At 30.5% G+C, this 20334-nt stretch carries 19 protein-coding genes; 8 read left to right on the plus strand and 11 right to left on the minus strand.

The genetic code is table 11. From position 1 onward, the window contains the following. Positions 1 to 16: 16 nt before the first annotated feature. The 4 genes from odhB (at position 17) to murC (ending at position 5222) form a co-directional block, all read left to right on the plus strand. Positions 17 to 1237 carry a 2-oxoglutarate dehydrogenase complex dihydrolipoyllysine-residue succinyltransferase gene (gene odhB / locus GFV01_RS03790; protein ID WP_160564941.1) on the plus strand — a complete coding sequence of 407 codons (1221 nt, stop codon included), beginning with the start codon at positions 17 to 19 and terminating at the stop codon, positions 1235 to 1237. Between the two features lie 98 nt (positions 1238 to 1335). Next, entirely contained in the window at positions 1336 to 2646 is a 1311-nt protein-coding gene (locus tag GFV01_RS03795) for a S28 family serine protease (protein WP_160564943.1), read from the plus strand. A 318-nt stretch (positions 2647 to 2964) separates the two neighbouring features. Beyond that, positions 2965 to 3789, plus strand: coding sequence for a 1-acyl-sn-glycerol-3-phosphate acyltransferase (locus tag GFV01_RS03800; RefSeq protein WP_160543121.1), 825 nt, complete (start codon positions 2965 to 2967; stop codon positions 3787 to 3789). 86 nt (positions 3790 to 3875) lie between these two features. After that, complete coding sequence (gene murC / locus GFV01_RS03805) at positions 3876 to 5222, plus strand: UDP-N-acetylmuramate--L-alanine ligase (protein WP_160564945.1); 1347 nt, start codon at positions 3876 to 3878, stop codon at positions 5220 to 5222. Positions 5223 to 5284: 62 nt separating this feature from the next. On the opposite strand, the gene GFV01_RS03810 is transcribed toward murC, so the two are convergent. The 8 genes from GFV01_RS03810 to GFV01_RS03845 all read right to left on the minus strand — a co-directional run bounded on the left by GFV01_RS03810 (position 5285) and on the right by GFV01_RS03845 (position 13281). After that, positions 5285 to 5806, minus strand: coding sequence for an NAD(P)H-dependent oxidoreductase (locus GFV01_RS03810; protein WP_160564947.1), 522 nt, complete (start codon positions 5804 to 5806; stop codon positions 5285 to 5287). 302 nt (positions 5807 to 6108) lie between these two features. Beyond that, positions 6109 to 7761 carry a DNA repair protein RecN gene (gene recN / locus GFV01_RS03815; RefSeq protein ID WP_160564949.1) on the minus strand — a complete coding sequence of 551 codons (1653 nt, stop codon included), beginning with the start codon at positions 7759 to 7761 and terminating at the stop codon, positions 6109 to 6111. Between the two features lie 6 nt (positions 7762 to 7767). Continuing rightward, a complete protein-coding gene (locus tag GFV01_RS03820; protein ID WP_160564951.1) occupies positions 7768 to 8676 on the minus strand; it encodes a DUF4835 family protein in 909 nt (302 codons plus the stop codon). 3 nt (positions 8677 to 8679) lie between these two features. Continuing rightward, complete coding sequence (gene coaBC, locus GFV01_RS03825; RefSeq protein WP_160564953.1) at positions 8680 to 9888, minus strand: bifunctional phosphopantothenoylcysteine decarboxylase/phosphopantothenate--cysteine ligase CoaBC; 1209 nt, start codon at positions 9886 to 9888, stop codon at positions 8680 to 8682. Positions 9889 to 9903: 15 nt separating this feature from the next. Beyond that, the gene (locus tag GFV01_RS03830; protein WP_160543115.1) at positions 9904 to 10221 is read right to left on the minus strand and encodes a DNA-directed RNA polymerase subunit omega; all 318 of its coding nucleotides are present in this window, start codon (positions 10219 to 10221) and stop codon (positions 9904 to 9906) included. Between the two features lie 21 nt (positions 10222 to 10242). Then, positions 10243 to 11124, minus strand: a complete 882-nt coding sequence (locus GFV01_RS03835; protein WP_105297779.1) for an outer membrane protein assembly factor BamD — start codon at positions 11122 to 11124, stop codon at positions 10243 to 10245. 120 nt (positions 11125 to 11244) lie between these two features. Beyond that, positions 11245 to 12132: a 4-hydroxy-tetrahydrodipicolinate synthase gene (gene dapA, locus GFV01_RS03840; RefSeq protein WP_160564955.1), complete on the minus strand. Its 888-nt coding sequence runs from the start codon at positions 12130 to 12132 to the stop codon at positions 11245 to 11247. 114 nt (positions 12133 to 12246) lie between these two features. Then, entirely contained in the window at positions 12247 to 13281 is a 1035-nt protein-coding gene (locus tag GFV01_RS03845) for an acyl-CoA reductase (RefSeq protein ID WP_160564957.1), read from the minus strand. Between the two features lie 65 nt (positions 13282 to 13346). On the opposite strand from GFV01_RS03845, the gene GFV01_RS03850 reads away from it, so the two are divergent. From GFV01_RS03850 to GFV01_RS03865, 4 genes are all read left to right on the plus strand, one after another. After that, positions 13347 to 13697, plus strand: coding sequence for a 4Fe-4S dicluster domain-containing protein (locus GFV01_RS03850; RefSeq protein ID WP_105297776.1), 351 nt, complete (start codon positions 13347 to 13349; stop codon positions 13695 to 13697). Between the two features lie 61 nt (positions 13698 to 13758). Then, positions 13759 to 14823: a 3-phosphoserine/phosphohydroxythreonine transaminase gene (gene serC, locus GFV01_RS03855; protein ID WP_160564959.1), complete on the plus strand. Its 1065-nt coding sequence runs from the start codon at positions 13759 to 13761 to the stop codon at positions 14821 to 14823. 22 nt (positions 14824 to 14845) lie between these two features. After that, positions 14846 to 15799 carry a D-2-hydroxyacid dehydrogenase gene (locus GFV01_RS03860; protein ID WP_160564961.1) on the plus strand — a complete coding sequence of 318 codons (954 nt, stop codon included), beginning with the start codon at positions 14846 to 14848 and terminating at the stop codon, positions 15797 to 15799. Between the two features lie 63 nt (positions 15800 to 15862). After that, entirely contained in the window at positions 15863 to 17113 is a 1251-nt protein-coding gene (locus tag GFV01_RS03865; protein WP_160564963.1) for a DUF1015 domain-containing protein, read from the plus strand. A gap of 79 nt (positions 17114 to 17192) precedes the next feature. Here GFV01_RS03865 and GFV01_RS03870 read toward each other — a convergent pair whose 3' ends face one another. From GFV01_RS03870 to GFV01_RS03880, 3 genes are all read right to left on the minus strand, one after another. Beyond that, the gene (locus GFV01_RS03870; RefSeq protein WP_105297772.1) at positions 17193 to 17813 is read right to left on the minus strand and encodes a DUF4230 domain-containing protein; all 621 of its coding nucleotides are present in this window, start codon (positions 17811 to 17813) and stop codon (positions 17193 to 17195) included. Between the two features lie 134 nt (positions 17814 to 17947). Beyond that, a complete protein-coding gene (locus GFV01_RS03875) occupies positions 17948 to 18505 on the minus strand; it encodes a hypothetical protein (RefSeq protein ID WP_160564965.1) in 558 nt (185 codons plus the stop codon). Between the two features lie 274 nt (positions 18506 to 18779). Further along, positions 18780 to 20324 carry a bifunctional response regulator/alkaline phosphatase family protein gene (locus GFV01_RS03880; RefSeq protein WP_160564967.1) on the minus strand — a complete coding sequence of 515 codons (1545 nt, stop codon included), beginning with the start codon at positions 20322 to 20324 and terminating at the stop codon, positions 18780 to 18782. Positions 20325 to 20334: the final 10 nt, after the last annotated feature.

Here is a 20334-nt window from a genome sequence, read left to right on the forward strand (position 1 = left end):
TAAAATATTTGAACTTATGATACTTGAAATGAAAGTTCCCTCTCCCGGGGAATCAATAACAGAAGTAGAAATTTCAACCTGGTTGGTTAAAGAGGGAGATTATGTTGTAAAAGATCAGGCTATAGCGGAAATAGACAGCGATAAAGCCACTTTAGACCTTCCGGCAGAAGCTTCCGGCAAAATATCTTTGAAGGCTCAAGAGGGAGATACAGTTCAGGTAGGACATATTATATGTTTAATTGACACGGATGCTGTAAATCCAATTCATGATAAAAAAGAAATAGTAACCAACGAAACAGAAACAACTGTTCCTATTCAAACTACGGAAAATTCTCAAGCAATATCCGCCGATTCATATGTAAAAGGAACTTGTTCACCGGCAGCCAGAAAAATAGTTAAAGAAAAAAATATTTCTCCCGAAGATATTCAAGGAACCGGTAAAAATGGAAGAATAACAAAAAATGATGCCTTACAAGCAGTTCCATCTCTTGGTAATTCTACAGGAAATGGAGTCAGAACGTACCAATCAGTTAAATTATCGGCGCTTAGAAGAAAAGTAGCCGAAAGATTGGTAACCGTAAAAAATCAAACCGCCATGTTAACTACTTTTAATGAAGTGGACATGAGTGAAATTTATCGTATAAGGAATGAATATAAAGAGGCATTTAAAAATAAACACAATGTGAATTTAGGATTTATGTCTTTTTTTACCCTTGCTGTTGTAAGAGCTTTGCAACTGTTTCCCGATGTTAACTCTATGATCGACGGAGAGAATAAAATAACCTATGATTTTCAAGACATAAGCATAGCTGTGTCCGGACCTAAAGGATTAATGGTTCCTGTCCTTAGAAATGCGGAAACCATGACATTTAGAGGAGTAGAGCAAAATATAAAGATCCTTGCGGAAAAAGTGAGAGACGGAAGAATTACCGTGGATGAAATGACCGGAGGAACATTTACCATTACCAACGGTGGGGTTTTTGGTTCTATGTTATCTACCCCGATCATCAATCCACCACAAAGTGCAATTCTTGGAATGCACAACATAATTGAGCGACCCATCGCAAAAAATAAACAAATTGTTATTGCTCCCATGATGTATGTTGCCCTTTCTTATGATCATAGAATTATCGATGGAAAAGAATCGGTTAGCTTTTTAGTGGCTGTGAAAGAAGCACTTGAAAATCCATTGGAACTATTGATGAATAATAACATAAATAAAGCATTAGAATTATAAAAAACTATACAACCGCTTATAGCGGTTTTTTTTATGAACCAAAAACGTTTTTATACTAAGATTAAATCCATAAAATAAAGCATATATAATATTTTAATATGAAAAGAATACTCTTTGTCTTTACTCTATTATTTTCGTTTCTTATTTTATCAGCTCAAGAGTCAGACAGAAAAAAACTGGAAGAATTTCTTTCGAAACAGCAAGATATAACTTATGAAAGGATTGAAACTTATAAAGGAGGACCTTTACAATATAAGTTACAAATTAAACAACCTTTAGATTGGTCGGATAGCCATACCGGTTATTTTAATCAACAAGTCATTTTGACCCATACAGGCTTTGATCGGCCTATGCTCATGGAAACGCAAGGGTATGGGATGTATGATGTTAAAAATGAATTGCAGCAAATCTTAAATTCTAACGATTTAAATATTGAACATAGATATTTTGGAACTTCAATACCCGATTCGTCAATATTTAATTGGAAATATTTGACTCTTTATAATGCAGCTCATGATTTACACCATATAAATACTATTTTTAAAAAAATATACGGTAAAAAATGGATCAGTACAGGTATAAGCAAAGGAGGGCAAACAACTATATATTATCGATATTTTTTTCCTGAAGATGTAGATGTCTCCGTTCCATATGTGGCCCCGATAAATTATTCTTTGGAAGATTCGCGAATATACAGTTTTTTAAACTCGGTAGGATCGGAAACTTGCAGAAAGAAAATTAAAGAATTTCAACTGTTTATGCTGAAAAATGAAAAGGAAGCCTTAAAATATGTACAAGCCTATTCTGATATAAAAGGTCTTACCTATAAATATTTGGGATCCATAGGCAAAGCATTTGAATATACGGTATTGGAATATCCTTTTTCATTTTGGCAATGGGGATATTCTTGTGATTCCATTCCTCAATCAAACGAGGTTGCGAAGGGAGTGGATTATCTTATAAAAGCCGTTGATATAAGTTTTTTTAGTGATCAGGAAATTAAGCAATATGCACCACATTATTATCAAGCAGCCTTAGAAATGGGATATTACGGATATGATATTTCACCATTTAAAAATTATTTAAATTATTTTACTGAGAATCCTTTAGCAACATTTCCTCCTAAAGAAGCAGGAAAAATCACGTATAGTCCGAAACTCACTAAAAAATTAGAAAAATGGTTAGATACTCAGGGTACTAATTTTATATATATTTATGGGGAATTGGACACATGGAGCGCTACCAAAGTTATCCCTTCTTTAAAAACTAATTCCCTTAAATTGGAACTTCCCGGAGCAAACCATGCTTCAGCAAGAATCGCAAACATGGATCAAGTGATGAGAAATCAGTTGAGCGATTCCTTATATCAGTGGATAGGGATTAGACCTAATTATAGTTTATTAAATTAATTATTTTATATTTTTAAAAAGAAGTAACTAATAAATTTATTAAAATATAAATAGGAAACTAAATTTAAATTTTTATTTTATCTTGGAATAGAATTTGTATTTAAATGATTTAATTGTAGGATATTTCTTTTTTTTAATAAAAATAAAGATAAATATAGGGTTAATTAAAAATACTTTCGTTTTAATTAATATTTAATTAACAAGAATTCTATATATAAATTATAATTTTGTGTAATCATTAATGTACTAATAATACGGATTGAATTAATTATAAATTTAAAAGTAATAAATTTACAATTTTAAAACCTGGGTGTAAAAATGGAAAAAGGAAAGAAGAAGAATAGAATATTTAGAGATGCGTTTGGCCATTGGTTTATCTTAAAAAGATTTCTTATATTCACCTTTGGGGTTATATCATATAATAGATTCAACGGATTTAATAAATTAAAGCTTAAAGGAACTGAAAACCTGTTAAAGCTTCCCGATACCAATGTATTGTTCGTATCCAATCATCAAACCTATTTTGCGGATGTATTTGCCATGTATCATGTATTTTGTGCCGTAAAGCACGGATATATTGACACCATTAAAAATCCTGTTTATCTTTTAGATCCGAAAGTAGATTTATATTATGTGGCGGCAAAAGAAACCATGAATAAGGGATTATTAGCCAAATTATTTTCTTTAGCAGGAGCAATTACTGTTAAAAGAACTTGGAGAGATGCAGGAAAAGATGTCAATCGAAAAGTTGATATGAATGAAATAGATAATATTTTGCAAGCCTTGGATAGCGGATGGGTAGTTACCTTTCCACAAGGTACGGTAACTCCTTGGTCACCCGGTCGAAGAGGAGCGGCAAAAATTATCAAAAAAAATAAACCCATTGTAATACCTGTTGTAATCGATGGATTCAGAAGAGCTTTTGATCGTAAAGGCTTACTCGTTAAAAAAAGGGGAGTTGAACCCAAAATGACATTTAAAGCTCCTTTAGACATCGATTATGAGAACGAAGATTCAAATGAAATTTTAGCTAAAATCATGATAGCTATAGAACAAGATCCAAGTTTTTTAAAAGTCAAATCGGTTGAGGAACTGGAAGCAGAAAGGGAAGAAGAAAAGACCCGATCATTTTTTGAACTATAATTTATTACAGAGATAAAAAAAGGCAGTCGTATTTAGCTGTCTTTTTTAGTTTAAAAAAGTATCTTTGTTCTGAAAAATATCGGTAAATGAAAATACATTTTATAGCGATAGGTGGAAGTGCCATGCATAATTTGGCTTTGGCCTTGGCTCAAAAAGGCTACACTGTTACAGGTTCTGATGATGCAATTTTTGAACCTTCCCTCTCAAGATTAAAAAAACAAGGTATAGCACCCAATTCATTGGGGTGGTTTCCCGACAAGATTACTTCGGATATAGATGCAGTAATTTTGGGAATGCATGCTCATTCAGATAATCCCGAACTTCAAAAAGCAAAAGAATTAAATTTAAAAATTTATTCATATCCTGAATTTCTATACGAACAATCTAAAAATAAAACCCGAGTAGTTATCGCAGGTTCTCATGGTAAAACCACGATAACCTCCATGGTTCTTCATGTACTTAAGTATCATCAGGTAGATGTTGATTATATGGTTGGTGCTCAGTTGGAAGGTTTTGATACCATGGTGAAGCTCACAGATACTAATGAATTTATGATTTTAGAAGGGGATGAGTATTTATCTTCACCGATCGATTTACGTTCTAAATTTCTTTTGTATCAACCTAATATAGCTTTACTCAGCGGGATCGCCTGGGATCATATCAATGTGTTTCCAACTTTTGAGTCTTATAAGCAACCCTTCATAAATTTTGTAAATACGATAAGTCAAGGAGGTGCTTTAATTTATAATGAAGAAGATAAAGAAGTTGTTGAGGTAACAGAACAATCGAGTAACTATCTGAAAAAGTTTCCCTATCATACACCCAATTATGTAATTAAAGATGAAAAAGTATATCTTCAAACTTCTGAAGGAGAATTACAATTGTCGTTATTTGGTAGACATAATCTTTTGAATTTAGAAGGTGCACGATTGGTTTGTAATCAAATAGGTATACAAAATGAAGCGTTTTATGAAGCAATACTATCATTTAAAGGTGCTTCACGAAGACTGGAAAAAATATACGAAACAAATGAATATATAGTATATAAAGATTTTGCACATGCACCTTCTAAAGTAATGGCAACGGTTAAGGCGGTTAAAGAAAATTTTTCCAATAAACGACTGGTAGCTTGTTTAGAACTCCATACGTACAGTTCACTAAACCCTGAATTTTTAAAACAATACAAAAACACATTAGACAAAGCTGATGAGGCACTTGTTTTTTATAGTGAAGATGCTTTAAAGATCAAAAGGATGGAACCAATTTCAAAAGAACTGATAATAAATTCTTTCGAAAAAAATAATTTACAAGTTTTTACAGATCCTATTATATTAGAGAATTATTTAAAAGAAATTGATAAAAATAACAGTATTTTTTTAATGATGAGTTCCGGAAATTACGGTGGGATAAATTTGGACTCAATTTTTAAATAAAAACAAGATTCACTAACTCATAAAAATCTTTCTTTCGGAAAGATTTTTTTATACAATGAATTTTATAAGTTTTTTATAAAGGATAAATATTCATCTATGCTTTTATCCAAAGTACCATTATCGGCTGCATAATAAGAATTATATAACATATAATATCCCCTAAAATTTGAATTAACATAGGCTGCCGTGAGTTTAATAGGTAAAATTAAATCTTCCAAATTCAGATTTTTATTATCTTTAAGATCGTCTTCACTTATACCGGCAGACAATGCTAATGCAATTTTTTTATCTTTTAATTTATCTCCTTTAGATCCATATGCCCAGCCATAAGTAAATACCTCATCGATCCAACGTTTTATTAAACCGGGTACATTAAACCAATATATTGGATATTGTAAAATTAAGTTTTCATGTTTTTCAATTAACTTTTGTTCTTTTTGAACATCAATTTTATAATCCGGATATTCATAGCAAAGATTATGAATTGTAAAATCTTTCGGATATTTTTTTAATTCTTCGGACCATCTTTTATGAATTATCGATTGATCTAAATTTGGGTGACCATTGATGATTAATGTTTTCATCTTTTTTAATTTGATTATAGTTTTTCAAAATATATATTGTAATCATTGTAAATATATTAATTTAAAATCAAATTTAATATAATTATGTATCAATATTTGCTAAAAAATAAATAGTTGAATAATTTAGATTTCAATAATTATTAGTACTTAACCAATATAAAGAAATGTAATTTGAAAAATAAAGAAGTATAAATGATTATACTTAAAATAGTGTATATTTTAAACTTTTGAATAAAAAGGGAATCAGACTATATTTTTAGTATGTAAGGATTAATTCAAAATATGACTAAAAAAACTTGAAATTATTTCAATAACTCAATAGCTTGTTTTCTTGCGTTTTCTGTAATATCAGAACCGCTTATTAACTGAGCAATTTCCTCAATCCTTTCCTCATGATTCAGTAAACGTATTTGAGTTTGAGTTTCCCCCGATTTTTCCGTTTTTTCGACTTTAAATTGACTGTTTCCTTTTGCTGCAACTTGAGGCAAATGAGTAATGGCAATTAATTGCATGGTTGAAGACATTTGCTGCATTAATTTTCCCATTTCATTAGCAATTCGTCCTGAAACCCCCGTATCAATTTCATCAAGAATTAAAGTAGGTAATGCTTCTTTCTCAGACATAATTTTTTTTATTGCTAACATTACGCGTGATCGTTCACCTCCCGATATGGCTTTAGCTATAGGCTGTAAGGACATGCCGGCATTAGCGGAAAATAAAATATTGACGATATCTGTACCGTTTGCAGTAAATTGATCTGTTTTTTGTATGGAAATTTCAATTTTAGATTTTTCCATTCCTAAATGTGAAAGTATAGTGAGTATTTTGTTTTCTAATTCAGGAAGATGTGTCTTTCTTTTAGTATGAAGATCCTGAGCCCATTTAGTTAGTTCTGAAGAAAGTGTTTTGATAGTATCTTGACAGGCTTGGATTTGATTTTCCAAATTCATCAAATCAGAGGTATCTTTAGATAAAGAATCTCTAATTTGTTTTAATTCCTCTATAGTGGTTACTTTATGCTTCGCATATAAAGAATGAATTAAATCAACTTTTTGAGTAAGTTCTTCATAACGCAGCGGATTAAAGTCTAATTTTTCAAGGAAAAAGTCGGATTCTGCTGATATATCTTGTAATTCCAACTTAACGCTGCTGATTCTTTCAGATAATTTCATTAAATCCCCTGAATATTGCGAGCCTTTATCCATGCGCGAAGATACTTCTCGTAATTGATTTAAAATCCCTATCTCATCATTATCTAAGATTTGTTTAACTTCAGTTAAGATTTGAGCTAAATATTCTGAATTTTTCAACAAACTCAGTTCATTTTCCATTTCAACAAAATTGATGGAATCTAATTGAGCCGTATATAACTCTTCTAATAAATAGTTTTTATAATCAACTTCTTCATTACCTAAAAGTAATTTATCCTTTAACGAGGTAAGCCTCGAATTTTCAAATACGTATTTTTGATAAACATTTTGATACTCTTTCAAATCTAAAGTTGCACCGGAATAAGTATCCAATATATGTAATTGATATTTTTCATTCATCAGATCCGAAGTATCAAATTGAGAATGAATATCAATAAGTTTTTCAGTTAGCGAATGTAATACAGATAGGGTAATCGGAGTATCATTAATGAAAGCTCTAGATTTACCTGAAGGTAAAATTTCTCTTCTAATAATAGTAATAGGATCGAAATCCAATTCATTTTGAATAAAAAAGTCAGAAAATAGTTCGCGATCAAGAGTGAATTCCGCTTCAACAAAGCATTTTTCATCAGCATTTTTCAAAGATTTGTAATCTGCCCGCTCGCCTAAAACTAATTTTAATGCTCCCAGAATTATGGATTTACCGGCACCGGTTTCGCCTGTAACAGTTATCATACCGGAAGGAAAGTCAATATCCAGGATATCTATCAACGCATAATTACGAATTGATAAATGAGATAGCATAAATTTTTAATTTTTAATTTTATTCCAGTATTCGTTACTGTTGATTGGATTGATTTTTTGTAACAGAGTTTTCAATTCTGAGATGTTCATTGAAGTAACTGGAGTCCCGCCAGAAAATATATTGGCTATTTCTTCACGTTTTGCAGTTAAGAAAAGATCTAAAGGATAAAACTGATAATTGGAAGAATATTCATTTATTTTCATTAAATAAGTAGCAATGTGAGTTTTAGCTTGTAATTCATTCGAAGACATTACATCTAATCCTAAACGATGATAATTATAAGAAATATTTCTTAACATTTTTGCTTTATCATTTATAAGATCGGAAATAAGAGATCCTCGGGTTCTAGGACCGTCAAAAGTATTCCACCCGTTGTATCCTTGATTAATGGAATTATCTGCAATTTTTTGAGCTTTATCAAAATATTCATTTCCTCCGTATCGTGAAAATGTGTCAGCGTCATATCCTAAGATCATATAAATATAATAGGCAATAACATCAGTTAAATTTTTTCCGCTGAATCGGGTTTCATTAAATACTAAATTTTCGGATTCTAGATAATTAAAGGTAAAATCGGTGTCTTGATAATTTAACACCGGTGTGATATAAGAAGAATTATAAACCGGTCTGCTGGATTGAATTAATAAGGTAGCTTTAAATTTATCTGTTGAAATTCGTTCCTCAATAATAATTCCGAACGAACATTTAATTCGTTCCTGCACAGATAATTTTTTACCCTGAACCCAATCCGTATTGTTGATAAATTCTTTTAAATCTTTTTTCAAGGTAGTAAAAACTTGATTGTTTGATCCTTGAACTTTACTGAAATCGATATTAACATCAGCCAATAATTGTTGGCAAGCAGCAAACAAAGGTAAAAACAGCAATAGAGTAATTAAAGATATATGTTTCATAAATCAGGTTTTAATTCTTTCATGAATAGATTTTAAAATATTTTCAGCAACTTTTTCTTTGGTTTGAAGATCAAAATACTCTATACCTCCCTTGTTATCTAAAATAGTTATTTTATTGGTATCGTAAGAAAACCCTGCGCCTTTATCCTGTAAAGAATTTAAAACAATCATATTCAAATTCTTTTTGTTCAATTTAGTAAGAGCATTTTCTTCTTCATTATTCGTTTCAAGAGCAAATCCCACTAAAAATTGGTTACTTTTGGTTTTACCTAACTCTAAAAGTATATCTTTATTTTTTAATAAGGGTAAAGAAAATGATTCTTCATTTTTCTTAATTTTAGTTTTAGATACAGTTTCTGGTCTATAATCGGCTACAGCTGCGGCCATAATAACAATATCTGTACTCTGATAATGTTCCGTTACTTTTTGATACATTTCTTCAGAAGACATAACATCTATTCTTTTAATAGAAGAATAATGAGAGAGTTTTTGACAGGTAGGACCGGATACTAAGGTAACTTCAGCCCCTAATTTTTCAGCTGCTTTAGCTATTTCAAAACCCATTTTACCTGAAGAATGATTGCCTATAAAACGTACCGGATCAATAGGTTCATAGGTAGGACCGGCAGTAATCAATAGTTTCTTTTTATAAAAAATTAAATCTTTTCGTATATAATTTTCAATAAAGTCTAAAATTTCTTCCGGCTCTGCCATTCTTCCTTCACCTTCCAATCCACTGGCAAGTTCGCCCTTATTTGGAGGGATTAAAATATCTCCTTTTTGTTGAAGTTTCTTAATGTTTTCCTGATTGTATGGATTTTTATACATATCCAAATCCATTGCAGGAGCAAAAAAAACTGTGTTTTTTGCTGACAAATAAGTTGCTAAAGCTAGATTATCAGCTTCGGCACTGGCCATTTTAGACAATGTATTGGAGGTAGCAGGTGCTACCACTAAATAATCGGCATGTAAAGCTAAATCAACATGGTTGTTCCATTCTCCGGTGTTACCTTCAAAAAATTGAGTATATACCGGTTTTTTGGAAAGAGTCGATAAAGTTAAGGGAGTAATAAAATTATGGGCCTTAGGGGTCATAATTACCTGCACTTCACAACCTCTTTTCATGAAAAGCCTTACAAGGGAAGCAGTTTTATAAGCAGCTATGCCACCTGTAATAATTAAAACGATCTTTTTCCCTTCTAAAACCGACATTTGAAAAAATGGATATTAGGCGTCTGTTTTTCTAAAATAAACTTCGTTATCTAACCATTCTTGAATGGCAATTAACGTTGGTTTAGGTAATCTTTCGTAATATTTAGAAACTTCGATTTGTTCTCTGTTTTCGAATACTTCATCTAAAGAATCGCTATTAGAAGCAAATTCATCTAATTTTTGGTTTAAATCATTTTTAATAAAGGTATTGATTTGTTCAGCTCTTTTACCTATGATTACTATGGCTTCATAAATGTTACCTACTTTACTTTCAATTTGTTGTCTGTTGAAAGTAATGGTTGTGTTGGGTGCATTTAATTCTTTTAAATTCATATTTTGATGGTGTATAATTAGTTAACTTATTTTATTTTTTCGCTCTTTTTCTGCTGATTTTAGTTTATCTTCCGATTGATCTTTTGCTTCATTAATGCTTTTTTCTTTGTTCTGATACACTATTCTGGCATTTTCCAATCGATTATTCAATCTTTTAGCTTCGTCTAAATATTCAGATTTTGGAAATAATTTGCAAAAGTTGTTATATGAATTAACCGCATCATTAATCCGTTCATTTTGCAATCTATGAATGGAATTAACTGCTAATTCAGTTTTTGCTCTTAAAGAATAAATTAAGATATCCTCACGTAATTTAGTATCCGGAAAATCGCTTAATACATTATCAAAAGAAATAATTGCGGCTTTATATTCTGTTACTTTATATAAAGTTTTAGCATTTTCAAAGGCTTTCTTTTCCAACTTTCTTGTCAAATCGTCCATCATTCGGTTGCATTCTGCAATCTTATCCGAGTTTGGATACGTATCAATATAGAGTTGTAATTCTTTTAACGCATCACGAGTATTTGTTTGATCCAAATTATAATCAGGAGAATCTGCATAATAACAATAAGCAGCCATAAATGCAGCTTCATCTGCTCTTGAATCTTTAGGATACGACATTACAAAATTTTTAAACTGATGAGCCGCAAGTCTGTAGTTTTTATCCAGGTAGTTTAAATAAGCTGTTCGATAAGAAACTTCAGGAGCTTCATCTGTTCCTACTATAAATTTGTTTGCATACTCGTATAAGCTAATGGCTTGAGAATATTTTTTTCTTTGTTCATATTCTTCAGCAACCTTTAATATCAAGTCTTTATCAGTACTTTTCAAAGCTTGATTTAATCTTCTCTCACAACTAATTAAAAGGAGAAATGACAAACCTAGTAGAGGTATTTTTTTCATCTAACTACAAAATTACATCTTTTTATAATTTAAAACAAATAAATAACATTTATTGATATAAATGATACCTAAAAGTAAACAGCTAATAAATAGGTCGATAAACCCTTATTGCAATAAAATTTAAGCTAAGATGGATAGGTTCTCTAATTCTTTTTCTATTTTTTCAATGAGATTAGAAGACGCAAGAGTCAATGGTAAACGCGTATAGGGTTTACAAATTCCTTTAAGAGATAATAATGCTTTTATACCGGAAGGGTTACCTTCAGCAAAGATAAGTTCAAACAGTTTTTTAATTTTATAATGAATTTTATACGCATCATCGACTTTCCTTTCTAATGCCAGTTGCATCATTTGAGAAACTTCATGGGGAAGAGCTTGACCTAAAACAGATATAACTCCCAAACCACCTGCTAATACCATAGGTAAAGCCAATTCATCATCTCCGGAAATCACCATAAAATCCGATGGTTTATCTTTAATAATCTGTGTGGACTGTAAAAAGTTTGGGCTTGCTTCTTTAATTCCTAAAATATTTGAGCAGTCTTGAGCTAATCGTAGGGTTGTTGCAGCTTCAATGTTAGAGCCGGTTCTCCCGGGAACATTATATAGTAATATAGGTTTGTTGCTGTTTTCTGCTATGCTTTTATAGTGAAGGTAAATTCCTTCTTGGGAAGGTTTATTGTAATAAGGAGAAACGGAAAGTATTGCCGTAAAATCTTCCAGATCGGTTGTACGAACTTGATGTAATATATCTGCCGTATTATTTCCCCCTATACCCAAAACCAAAGGTAATCTCTTGTTGTTACTCTTTTTTACGCAATCAATTACCTGTTTTTTTTCTTCTGAGTTTAAAGTAGCATTTTCGGCAGTAGTACCCAAAATTACTAGGTAATTGGTACCGCCTTCAATATTGTAATTTACTAATTTTTCTAAGGATGGAAAATCAACCGTCCCATCTTCGCAAAAAGGTGTAATCAAGGCCACACCTAATCCTTGTAATGATTTCATAAGAGTAACAATTTTGTCTTTATACTATAAAAAGTAAAAATACTATTAATTATTGAAATATGTAAAAAAATGAATGATAGATATAACTATTTTATGGCCTTAAAAATAAGCATCTTACAAATTTGATAAGAAGTCTAAAGTATCAACGCCATCTGCATAATCATCTATTTTAGGATTTTGAGCCTGTCCGGGAGCTACTGTTTTAAATTGTTGATAAGGTTGGGCACTCACTACGCATTGTAGAGAATCTGCATGCTGAGAGATAAATTTTTCAAGTTCGGAATCATCCGAATACGTACTGTAATATAGAGTGCCTATAGGACTAAATAAATTTCGAGATTCTTTCAATAGTATAAAGTTATTGTCCCAAAACAGTTCTTGATTCATTAGATAAATCGCTTTATTATAATCGTAATTATTCGAATATTTGGTATGATTAATACAACCTTGATAGGAAATAAAAACTTCGAAGAGTTTATTAATATCATAATTCTCAGGAATGAAAAGTTGAGTAACACTTCTGCATCCTAAACCAAAATAAGAAAATACATCATCAGCCAGGCCGTGCAAATCTTCTTTCGATTCATTCCCATTAAGTATAGCGATTGATGTTCTATTTTTACGTATTATATGCGGTATATCTTTAAAATAATATTCAAAATACCTGGCAGTATTGGTAGTTCCGGTAGTAATAACTGCATCACAAGGAGGAAGTTTATCCACCCATTCAAATTCCAATTCTTCACAAAATTCTTTCCATAAGTTAAGTATAAAAGGGATAAGAACAGAGTCTTTAGATGATAATTTTATTTTTGCCTGATGCCCTGCCAGCAAAGTACTGATACAGTCGTGAAATCCAACCATAGGTATATTACCCGCTAATACCAATCCAATTTTTTTAGATTCTTCAGATTTTATTGTATAGTTAGATAACCATTGGGTTAGTATTTCTTCAGTAAGAACATTATTCCAATAAGTCAAAACCGAAAGAATGCTGTTTTCAGTAAACCAAGGGTTTTTTATCTCAGCAAGAGAGATACTATTTTTAAATTCGGAATATGTTGGGGATTCCGCCCGGTTTTTAGTAAGAAATTGATCTAAAATATTTCTTACGGCAGCTAACGACTTTATTCTTTGATTTAAACTCATTTTTACTTATGATAAATGTGAAAAAAATTGTATAATTTTGCACAAAAGTAAATTAAAATTAAATAATGGCTATAAAAATTACGGATGAATGTATAAATTGTGGAGCTTGTGAGCCGGAATGTCCTAATAATGCAATATATGAAGGAGCTGTTGACTGGAAACTGTCTGAAGGAACAGGTTTAACCGGTATGGTAGTTACGAAAAGTGGTCTTTCAATTGATGCGGATGCTCCTCAAAAACCTATATCTGACGATATTTATTATATAGTTGCTGACAAATGTACAGAATGCGTAGGGTTTCATGAAGAACCCCAGTGTGCTGCTGTATGTCCTGTCGATTGTTGTGTTCCGGATGATGCTCATGTTGAAAGTAATGAAGAACTACACGCTAAAAAAGATTTTTTACATCCTTCTTAAAAGAAGTTGTACGCATTTACTTTATTTCTCAATAAGATAAAAACATTATATTTATTAAATAATGAAAAAATATAACTTTAGTGCAGGACCTTCTACTTTACCGGAAGAAGTTATTCAACAAGCCTCTCAGGCTGTATTGGATTTTAATAATAACGGGATCTCTTTAATTGAAATATCTCATAGAAGTAAAGATTTTATAGCTATCATGGAAGAAGCTAGATCGCTAGCTAAGAAATTAATGAAGTTGGATGATAATCATGAAGTTTTATATTTACAAGGAGGAGCCAGTTTGCAATTTTCTATGGTTCCCTATAATCTGCTTAAGTCGAAAGCGGCTTATGTTGACAGCGGAAATTTTGCATCTATGGCAATTAAAGAAGCAGAAAAAATCGGTAATATAGAAGTTGTTGCCTCATCTAAACAAGATAAATATACCTATATTCCTAAAGATTATGTGATACCCTCTGATGCTGATTATTTACATATAACCACTAATAATACGGTTTACGGAACAGAAATAAAAACATTTCCTGATACTGATATACCTTTAGTATGTGATATGTCATCGGATATTTTAAGCAGGAATATCGATTACAATAAATTTGCTGTATTGTATGCAGGTGCTCAAAAAAATCTTGGTCCGGCAGGAGTTACCCTGGTTGTTGTAGATAAAAGATTATTAGGAAAAACAGGAAGAAATTTACCTTCTTATTTAGATTATGAAGTTCATATTGCCAAAGAAAGCATGGCTAATACTCCACCCGTTTTTGCAGTGTACACCACCTTATTAAATTTACGCTGGTTGGAGAAACAAGGAGGAATAGAAGGCATTGAGAAAAAAAATAAAGAAAAGGCGGAATTGTTATATAATGAAATCGATCGAAATCCGTTATTTAGAGGTGTTTGTGTGAAAGAAGACAGATCGCCTATGAATGTATGTTTCTTTTTGAACGATGAAGAAAAACATAAAGCCCGATTTGATCAAATGTGGAAAGATGCAAATATTGTAGGTGTGGGAGGATACAGAACAGTAGGAGGATACAGAGCCAGCATTTACAATGCCATGCCTTTAGAGGGGGTGCAAGTGTTAGTTAATGTTATGAAAGAACTTGAAAAAACCGCTTAAAAATTAATTTAAAAGTATTACAATGAAAATATTACCTAACGATGGCATTTCTTTATCTGCGATCGAATTTTTAGAAAAAGAAGGACATGAAGTTTTAAACCATAAAGTAGCTCAAGAACAATTAGCTAACTTTATAAATGATAACAACATTGATGTATTATTAGTTAGAAGTGCTACTCAGGTACGAAAAGAACTGATAGATCAGTGTCCGTCAATAAAAATTATTGGTAGAGGAGGAGTAGGCATGGACAATATAGATGTACAATATGCCAAAGAAAAAGGAATTCATGTAATTAATACTCCGGCTGCATCTTCCAGATCTGTCGCAGAATTGGTGTTTGCACATATGTTTAGCCTATACAGATATTTGCAAGATTCTAATCGTAACATGCCTTTAGAAGGAGACACGAATTTTGCAGCATTAAAAAAGTCTTATTCAGGAGCTATGGAGCTTGGAGGTAAAACTTTAGGGGTTATCGGTTTCGGACGAATCGGGGTGGAAGTTATCAAAATAGGATTGAGTTTAGGAATGAAAATATTGGTTTCTGATGTAAATGACATCACTAAAACTATTACATTGGATTTCTTTGACGGTCAACAAGTTCATTTTGAAATATCCACAGTTCCAATGGAAGAAGTCATTAAAAATTCTGATGTTATTTCTGTCCATATTCCTAAACAAAATAAATATATAATTGGCGAAGCAGAACTTAATAAAATGAAGCCTAATGCAATTATTGTGAATGCTTCAAGAGGGGGGATTATCGATGAAGTTGCCTTAATTAATGCCTTAAATGAAGATAAAATATTCGGAGCAGCATTAGATGTTTTTGAAAAAGAACCTAAACCGGAAATTACTTTATTAATGAACCCTAAACTATCTTTATCTCCACATATAGGAGGAAATACCAAAGAAGCTCAAGAAAGGGTAGGTATGGAATTAGCTGATCAAATTATTGAATTAGCAAAAAAATAGTATTGTAAATAATATACATTAAAAATTTTATTTAGTTCTTACATTGTTCTTAAATGGTCTTATATGTTAAGTTTTAAACCTTTTAAAGGAATACATGCTAAAGAGGAAGATATCAAAGATTTTCCCATGTATTCGCCGGATATATATTCTGATGAGCAAATAAGAATGAAACTAAGAGGCAAAACTCCTTCTTATATCGATCTTATTAAACCGATTTTTTTCAAAGGAGAAAGTCCTTTGGAAAATCGTTTAAAAAAGATAAGAAAAAGGTATGAGGATTATGTGAAAGACAATTTGCTCGATCATGATCCTGCCTCATTTTATATTTATGAGCAGAAAAAAAAATCCGGAGAAACCTTTAGAGGGGTTATAGGATTAATCTCTGTTGATGATTTTAATGGAAAAAATATAAAAGTACCTTCGCCTACTAATGAAACAAAAGTCAATGGATTTACCCAATTTTTAGATACCACCTATTTGCAAACTAATCCGATATTACTTTGTTATGAATCTAATTCCAAAATAGAGATATTAATGGATTTAGAAATGAAAAGTAAACCATTTATCCATTTTGAGGATGAAATGGAGGTTTCACATAGATTATGGAGAATAGATAACCGATTAAAGTTATCACAATTTAAAGACGTTGTTTCCAATTTGCCTTCTTTATATTTAGCCGATGGATATTACCGGTTGATGGGAGCTATAAATCACTCAGACAAGATTAAAGATAAGAGTAAAACTAAAAATTTCTTATTTGACCAAAACCATCAAGTATTATCTTTATTAGTTTCAGGTCAAAACTTAAAAATTATAGAATATAATAGATTAATAAAATCACTAAACGGGTTAACAAAAAAAGATATTTTCTCAAAACTGGAAGAACATTTTACTATTAATTATAAAGGCAAAGAACCCTATTTTCCCTCACATAAACATCATATAAGCATGTACATGGACGGAGAGTTTTTTGGTTTATACATTAAACATGAATTTAGGGGAATGAAGGAAGGATTAGGTACTATTGATACGTATTTATTTAATACCTTTATCTTAGAAAAGGTTTTTAATATAAAGGATTCCAAGCAAGAAATGAATTTAGTATCTTATATAAAAGGTTTCAACGGTATTGAAGGGATAAAAAAAATAAAAGAAGAAGTAGATACGGGTGATTTTACTATAGGATTTGGTTTTTATCCGCCTTCATTTTCCGACTTACAAAAAGTGTTGGAATTAGGAGAAAAATTACCCGATAAAATCACCTATATTGAACCTAAATTTCCTACGGGTTTGATTATGGTAAACATGAAATAAATAAATAATAATAAATTATTATAATCAAAATTCATATCCATTAGTCGATGGATAAAATTTTGTAATTATCCAAACTCAATTAATCTTTCATTGATTGTATTTGACCGGCATAAGGGGTGTCATCAATGATTTTCCAATTATTTAGTTTTACCATGTTATACAATTCTTTCAGATTGGAAATCAACTGTTTTTTAGCTAAAGATTGTATATTAGATTTTTGAACTTCTTTAGTTATATCTTTTTTCCCTTCTTCCATTACTTCATTAAGTTCAGATTTTGAAAAATCATTTAAAAAACCGGTTTCCATATTATAAATTTCAACATCGGGATATACATGTAATTCGGGATCGGGTATTGACAAAATATGTACTGTTTTATGAGCTGAATCTACCTCAATTTTCATCTTTTTCATATCATACGTTACTTGAGCCATAGCAGTAATGTACAAGACAATATTTTTATTTAGAAAATCAAAATATTTAGGATTAAAATTATTATACTTTTTAGTCTTAAATGAAGAATAATTTTGTTCAATAACAATCATTTTATTCAAACGCTGAATTTCATGATTTATAATTCTGGTTTCAGATTTTACATTTTCTTTACCCGATTGTCTTAAAATAAATATAAATAGTAATAAACCTAAGATTAAAAATACTATGGATATAAAATATTTTTTTAAAAATTTAAGGATTATCATTATATATTTTTTAGTGTTAATAATAGTGCATAAATCATGCAAAAAGATAATAAAATAAAAAAGAGTTTAAGGCGTGAATGGAATAATTTTTATGTAGGATTTTTATTTTATTTAAACAATAGTATATTAATATACTATTGTTTAAATTCTTTTCCTGTAAAAATTTTGTATAAATCTAATTCCAGGGATTCTTTTGGAGATTCAACTATTCTGCCAATTTCTATATCGCGACGTTTAGGGTTGTGATTGGCTTTATAGAGTATAAAAGTCGGTATACTAACTATATTTTTTTGATTTTGTTCGCCATACAAACTCTCTTTTTTACGATTTAAAGCATAAAGTTTTAATTTTCTTTGAGGATAATTGGTTACATCCAGGATTTTTAAAAATCGAGGAAGTTGCTCATGAGTGTCACTGCACCAAGTACCAAAATATATTTCAATGCTATAAATTTTTATTTTATTTTTTATTTTATTTATAACATTACGATCAGGAACATAAGAATTATATTCGTCCGTATACCATGAACTAAAATCAGATTGTTTCAAAGCATCTCGAGTTATTTGACCAAATAAAATAGTTTCGCCCTCGGAATCAGTTAGTTTTTTATTAACAATCATTTTATCGGATGTTCTACAACTTATAAGTATAGTTAAAATAAATATAAAAATAAGGGATTGTTTTAACTTCATATAAATATAATTTTGGTAAATATACAAATCTCCATCTATTATCTTAAAAAGAATAGTTCAAACATTTAATATATCATTATTCCACAAAATTTAATTTAAGAATATCAATAATATAAAATATATTATTTAAGTATTAAATTATTTATTCTTAAGCATTAAAATAAATAATAAAAGATAATGCTTGCTAGTTTATCGTAAATAATCTAATATATTGTTCTTATGCTATGTGCTGTAAATTCATGCTTTCCCGTTTAGATAGGGTATTAATAGAAGTTTATTCCAAAACAGCTATAGGAATTATCATTTCTTCAAGTGAAATTCCACCATGCTGGTAAGTATCCTTATAATAATTAACATAATGATTATAATTTTTAGGATAAGCAAAAAACTTATTTTCTTTAGCAAAAATATATTTTGAATTTAGGTTAACTTTTGGTAAAAAATAATCTTCCGGATCATTCACAGCAAAAACATCTTTTTCATCGTATTGTAAGTTTTTTCCTAATTTATATCTAAGGTTAGTGGATGATTCTTTATCGCCGATTACTTTACTAGGCTTTTTCACATAAATGGTCCCATGATCGGTGGTAATGATCAATTTAAATCCTTCCTCAGCGGCGGATTGAATAATTTTTAATATACTTGAATTTTCAAACCAGGTATAAGTTAATGATCGGAACGTTTTGTCATCCCTGATTAATTCATTGACAATATTATTATTGGTTTTTGCGTGAGAAAGAATATCTATAAAGTTATAAACGATAGTGATAAAATCAGCATTACTGCTGTGATGTTTAAATTCATCAGAAATTTTTTTCTCAAATTCTGCATTTAAAATTTTAAAATATTTATTTCTGATATTTTTTAGTCCTAAACGCTGAAGCTGAGCGGTTAATAATTCACTCTCATATTGATTCTTATGTTCTTCATCATTCTCGCCTATCCAATATTGAGGAAATTTTTTTTCAATCTCTAAAGGTAGTAAACCGGCAAAAAAAGAATTTCTTGCATATTGGGTAGCTGAAGGAAGAATGCTGAAATAGGATTTCTCAGTTATAGAATTATAATACTTAGAAAATAAAGGTTCAATAATTTTCCATTGATCATAACGCAAATTATCGATCATTAGAAGCAAAACCTTTTGATGATTATTAATCACCGGTCTAACGACATCATTGAATGCAGTATGAGTCATAATCGGTTTTTGTTCAGAATGCAACCAATCATGATAATTATTTTCTATAAACTTTGCAAACAAACTGTTTGCTTCATCCTTTTGATTACTTAAAATAGCACTCATTTCAACATCGGAAAGTTTATCAAAACTAATATCCCATTGAATAAGTTTTAAATAAAGTTGTATCCAATCTTCATACGATTGAGCATACATTAAGTCCATGGAGATCTTTCGAAATTCTTGTTGATAATTTTGAACCGTTTTTTTCTCGATTATCTCATCGCTTTTAAGTATTTTCTTTAAACTTATCAATACTTGATTGGGATTAACAGGCTTAAGGATATAATCTGTGATTTTTTCGCCAATGGCTTCTTCCATTATATCTTCAGCTTCATTTTTGGTTACCATAATTACAGGTAAATTCGATTTTATTTCCTTTATCTTTTGTAGAGCTTCTAAACCGCCAATTCCGGGCATATTTTCATCAAGCAGAACTGCATCAAAATTGTTTATGGGAATTAGTTCTAAGGCCTCAGCTGCATTGTTGACATAAATAACCTCATATCCTTTGTTTTTTAAAAAAATTATATGAGGTTCCAATAGTTCTATTTCGTCATCAATCCATAATATTTTTTTACCCATGCCTATATAG

The sequence above is a fragment of the Apibacter sp. B2912 genome (assembly GCF_009827835.1).
In the GTDB taxonomy this organism is placed as follows: Bacteria; Bacteroidota; Bacteroidia; order Flavobacteriales; family Weeksellaceae; genus Apibacter.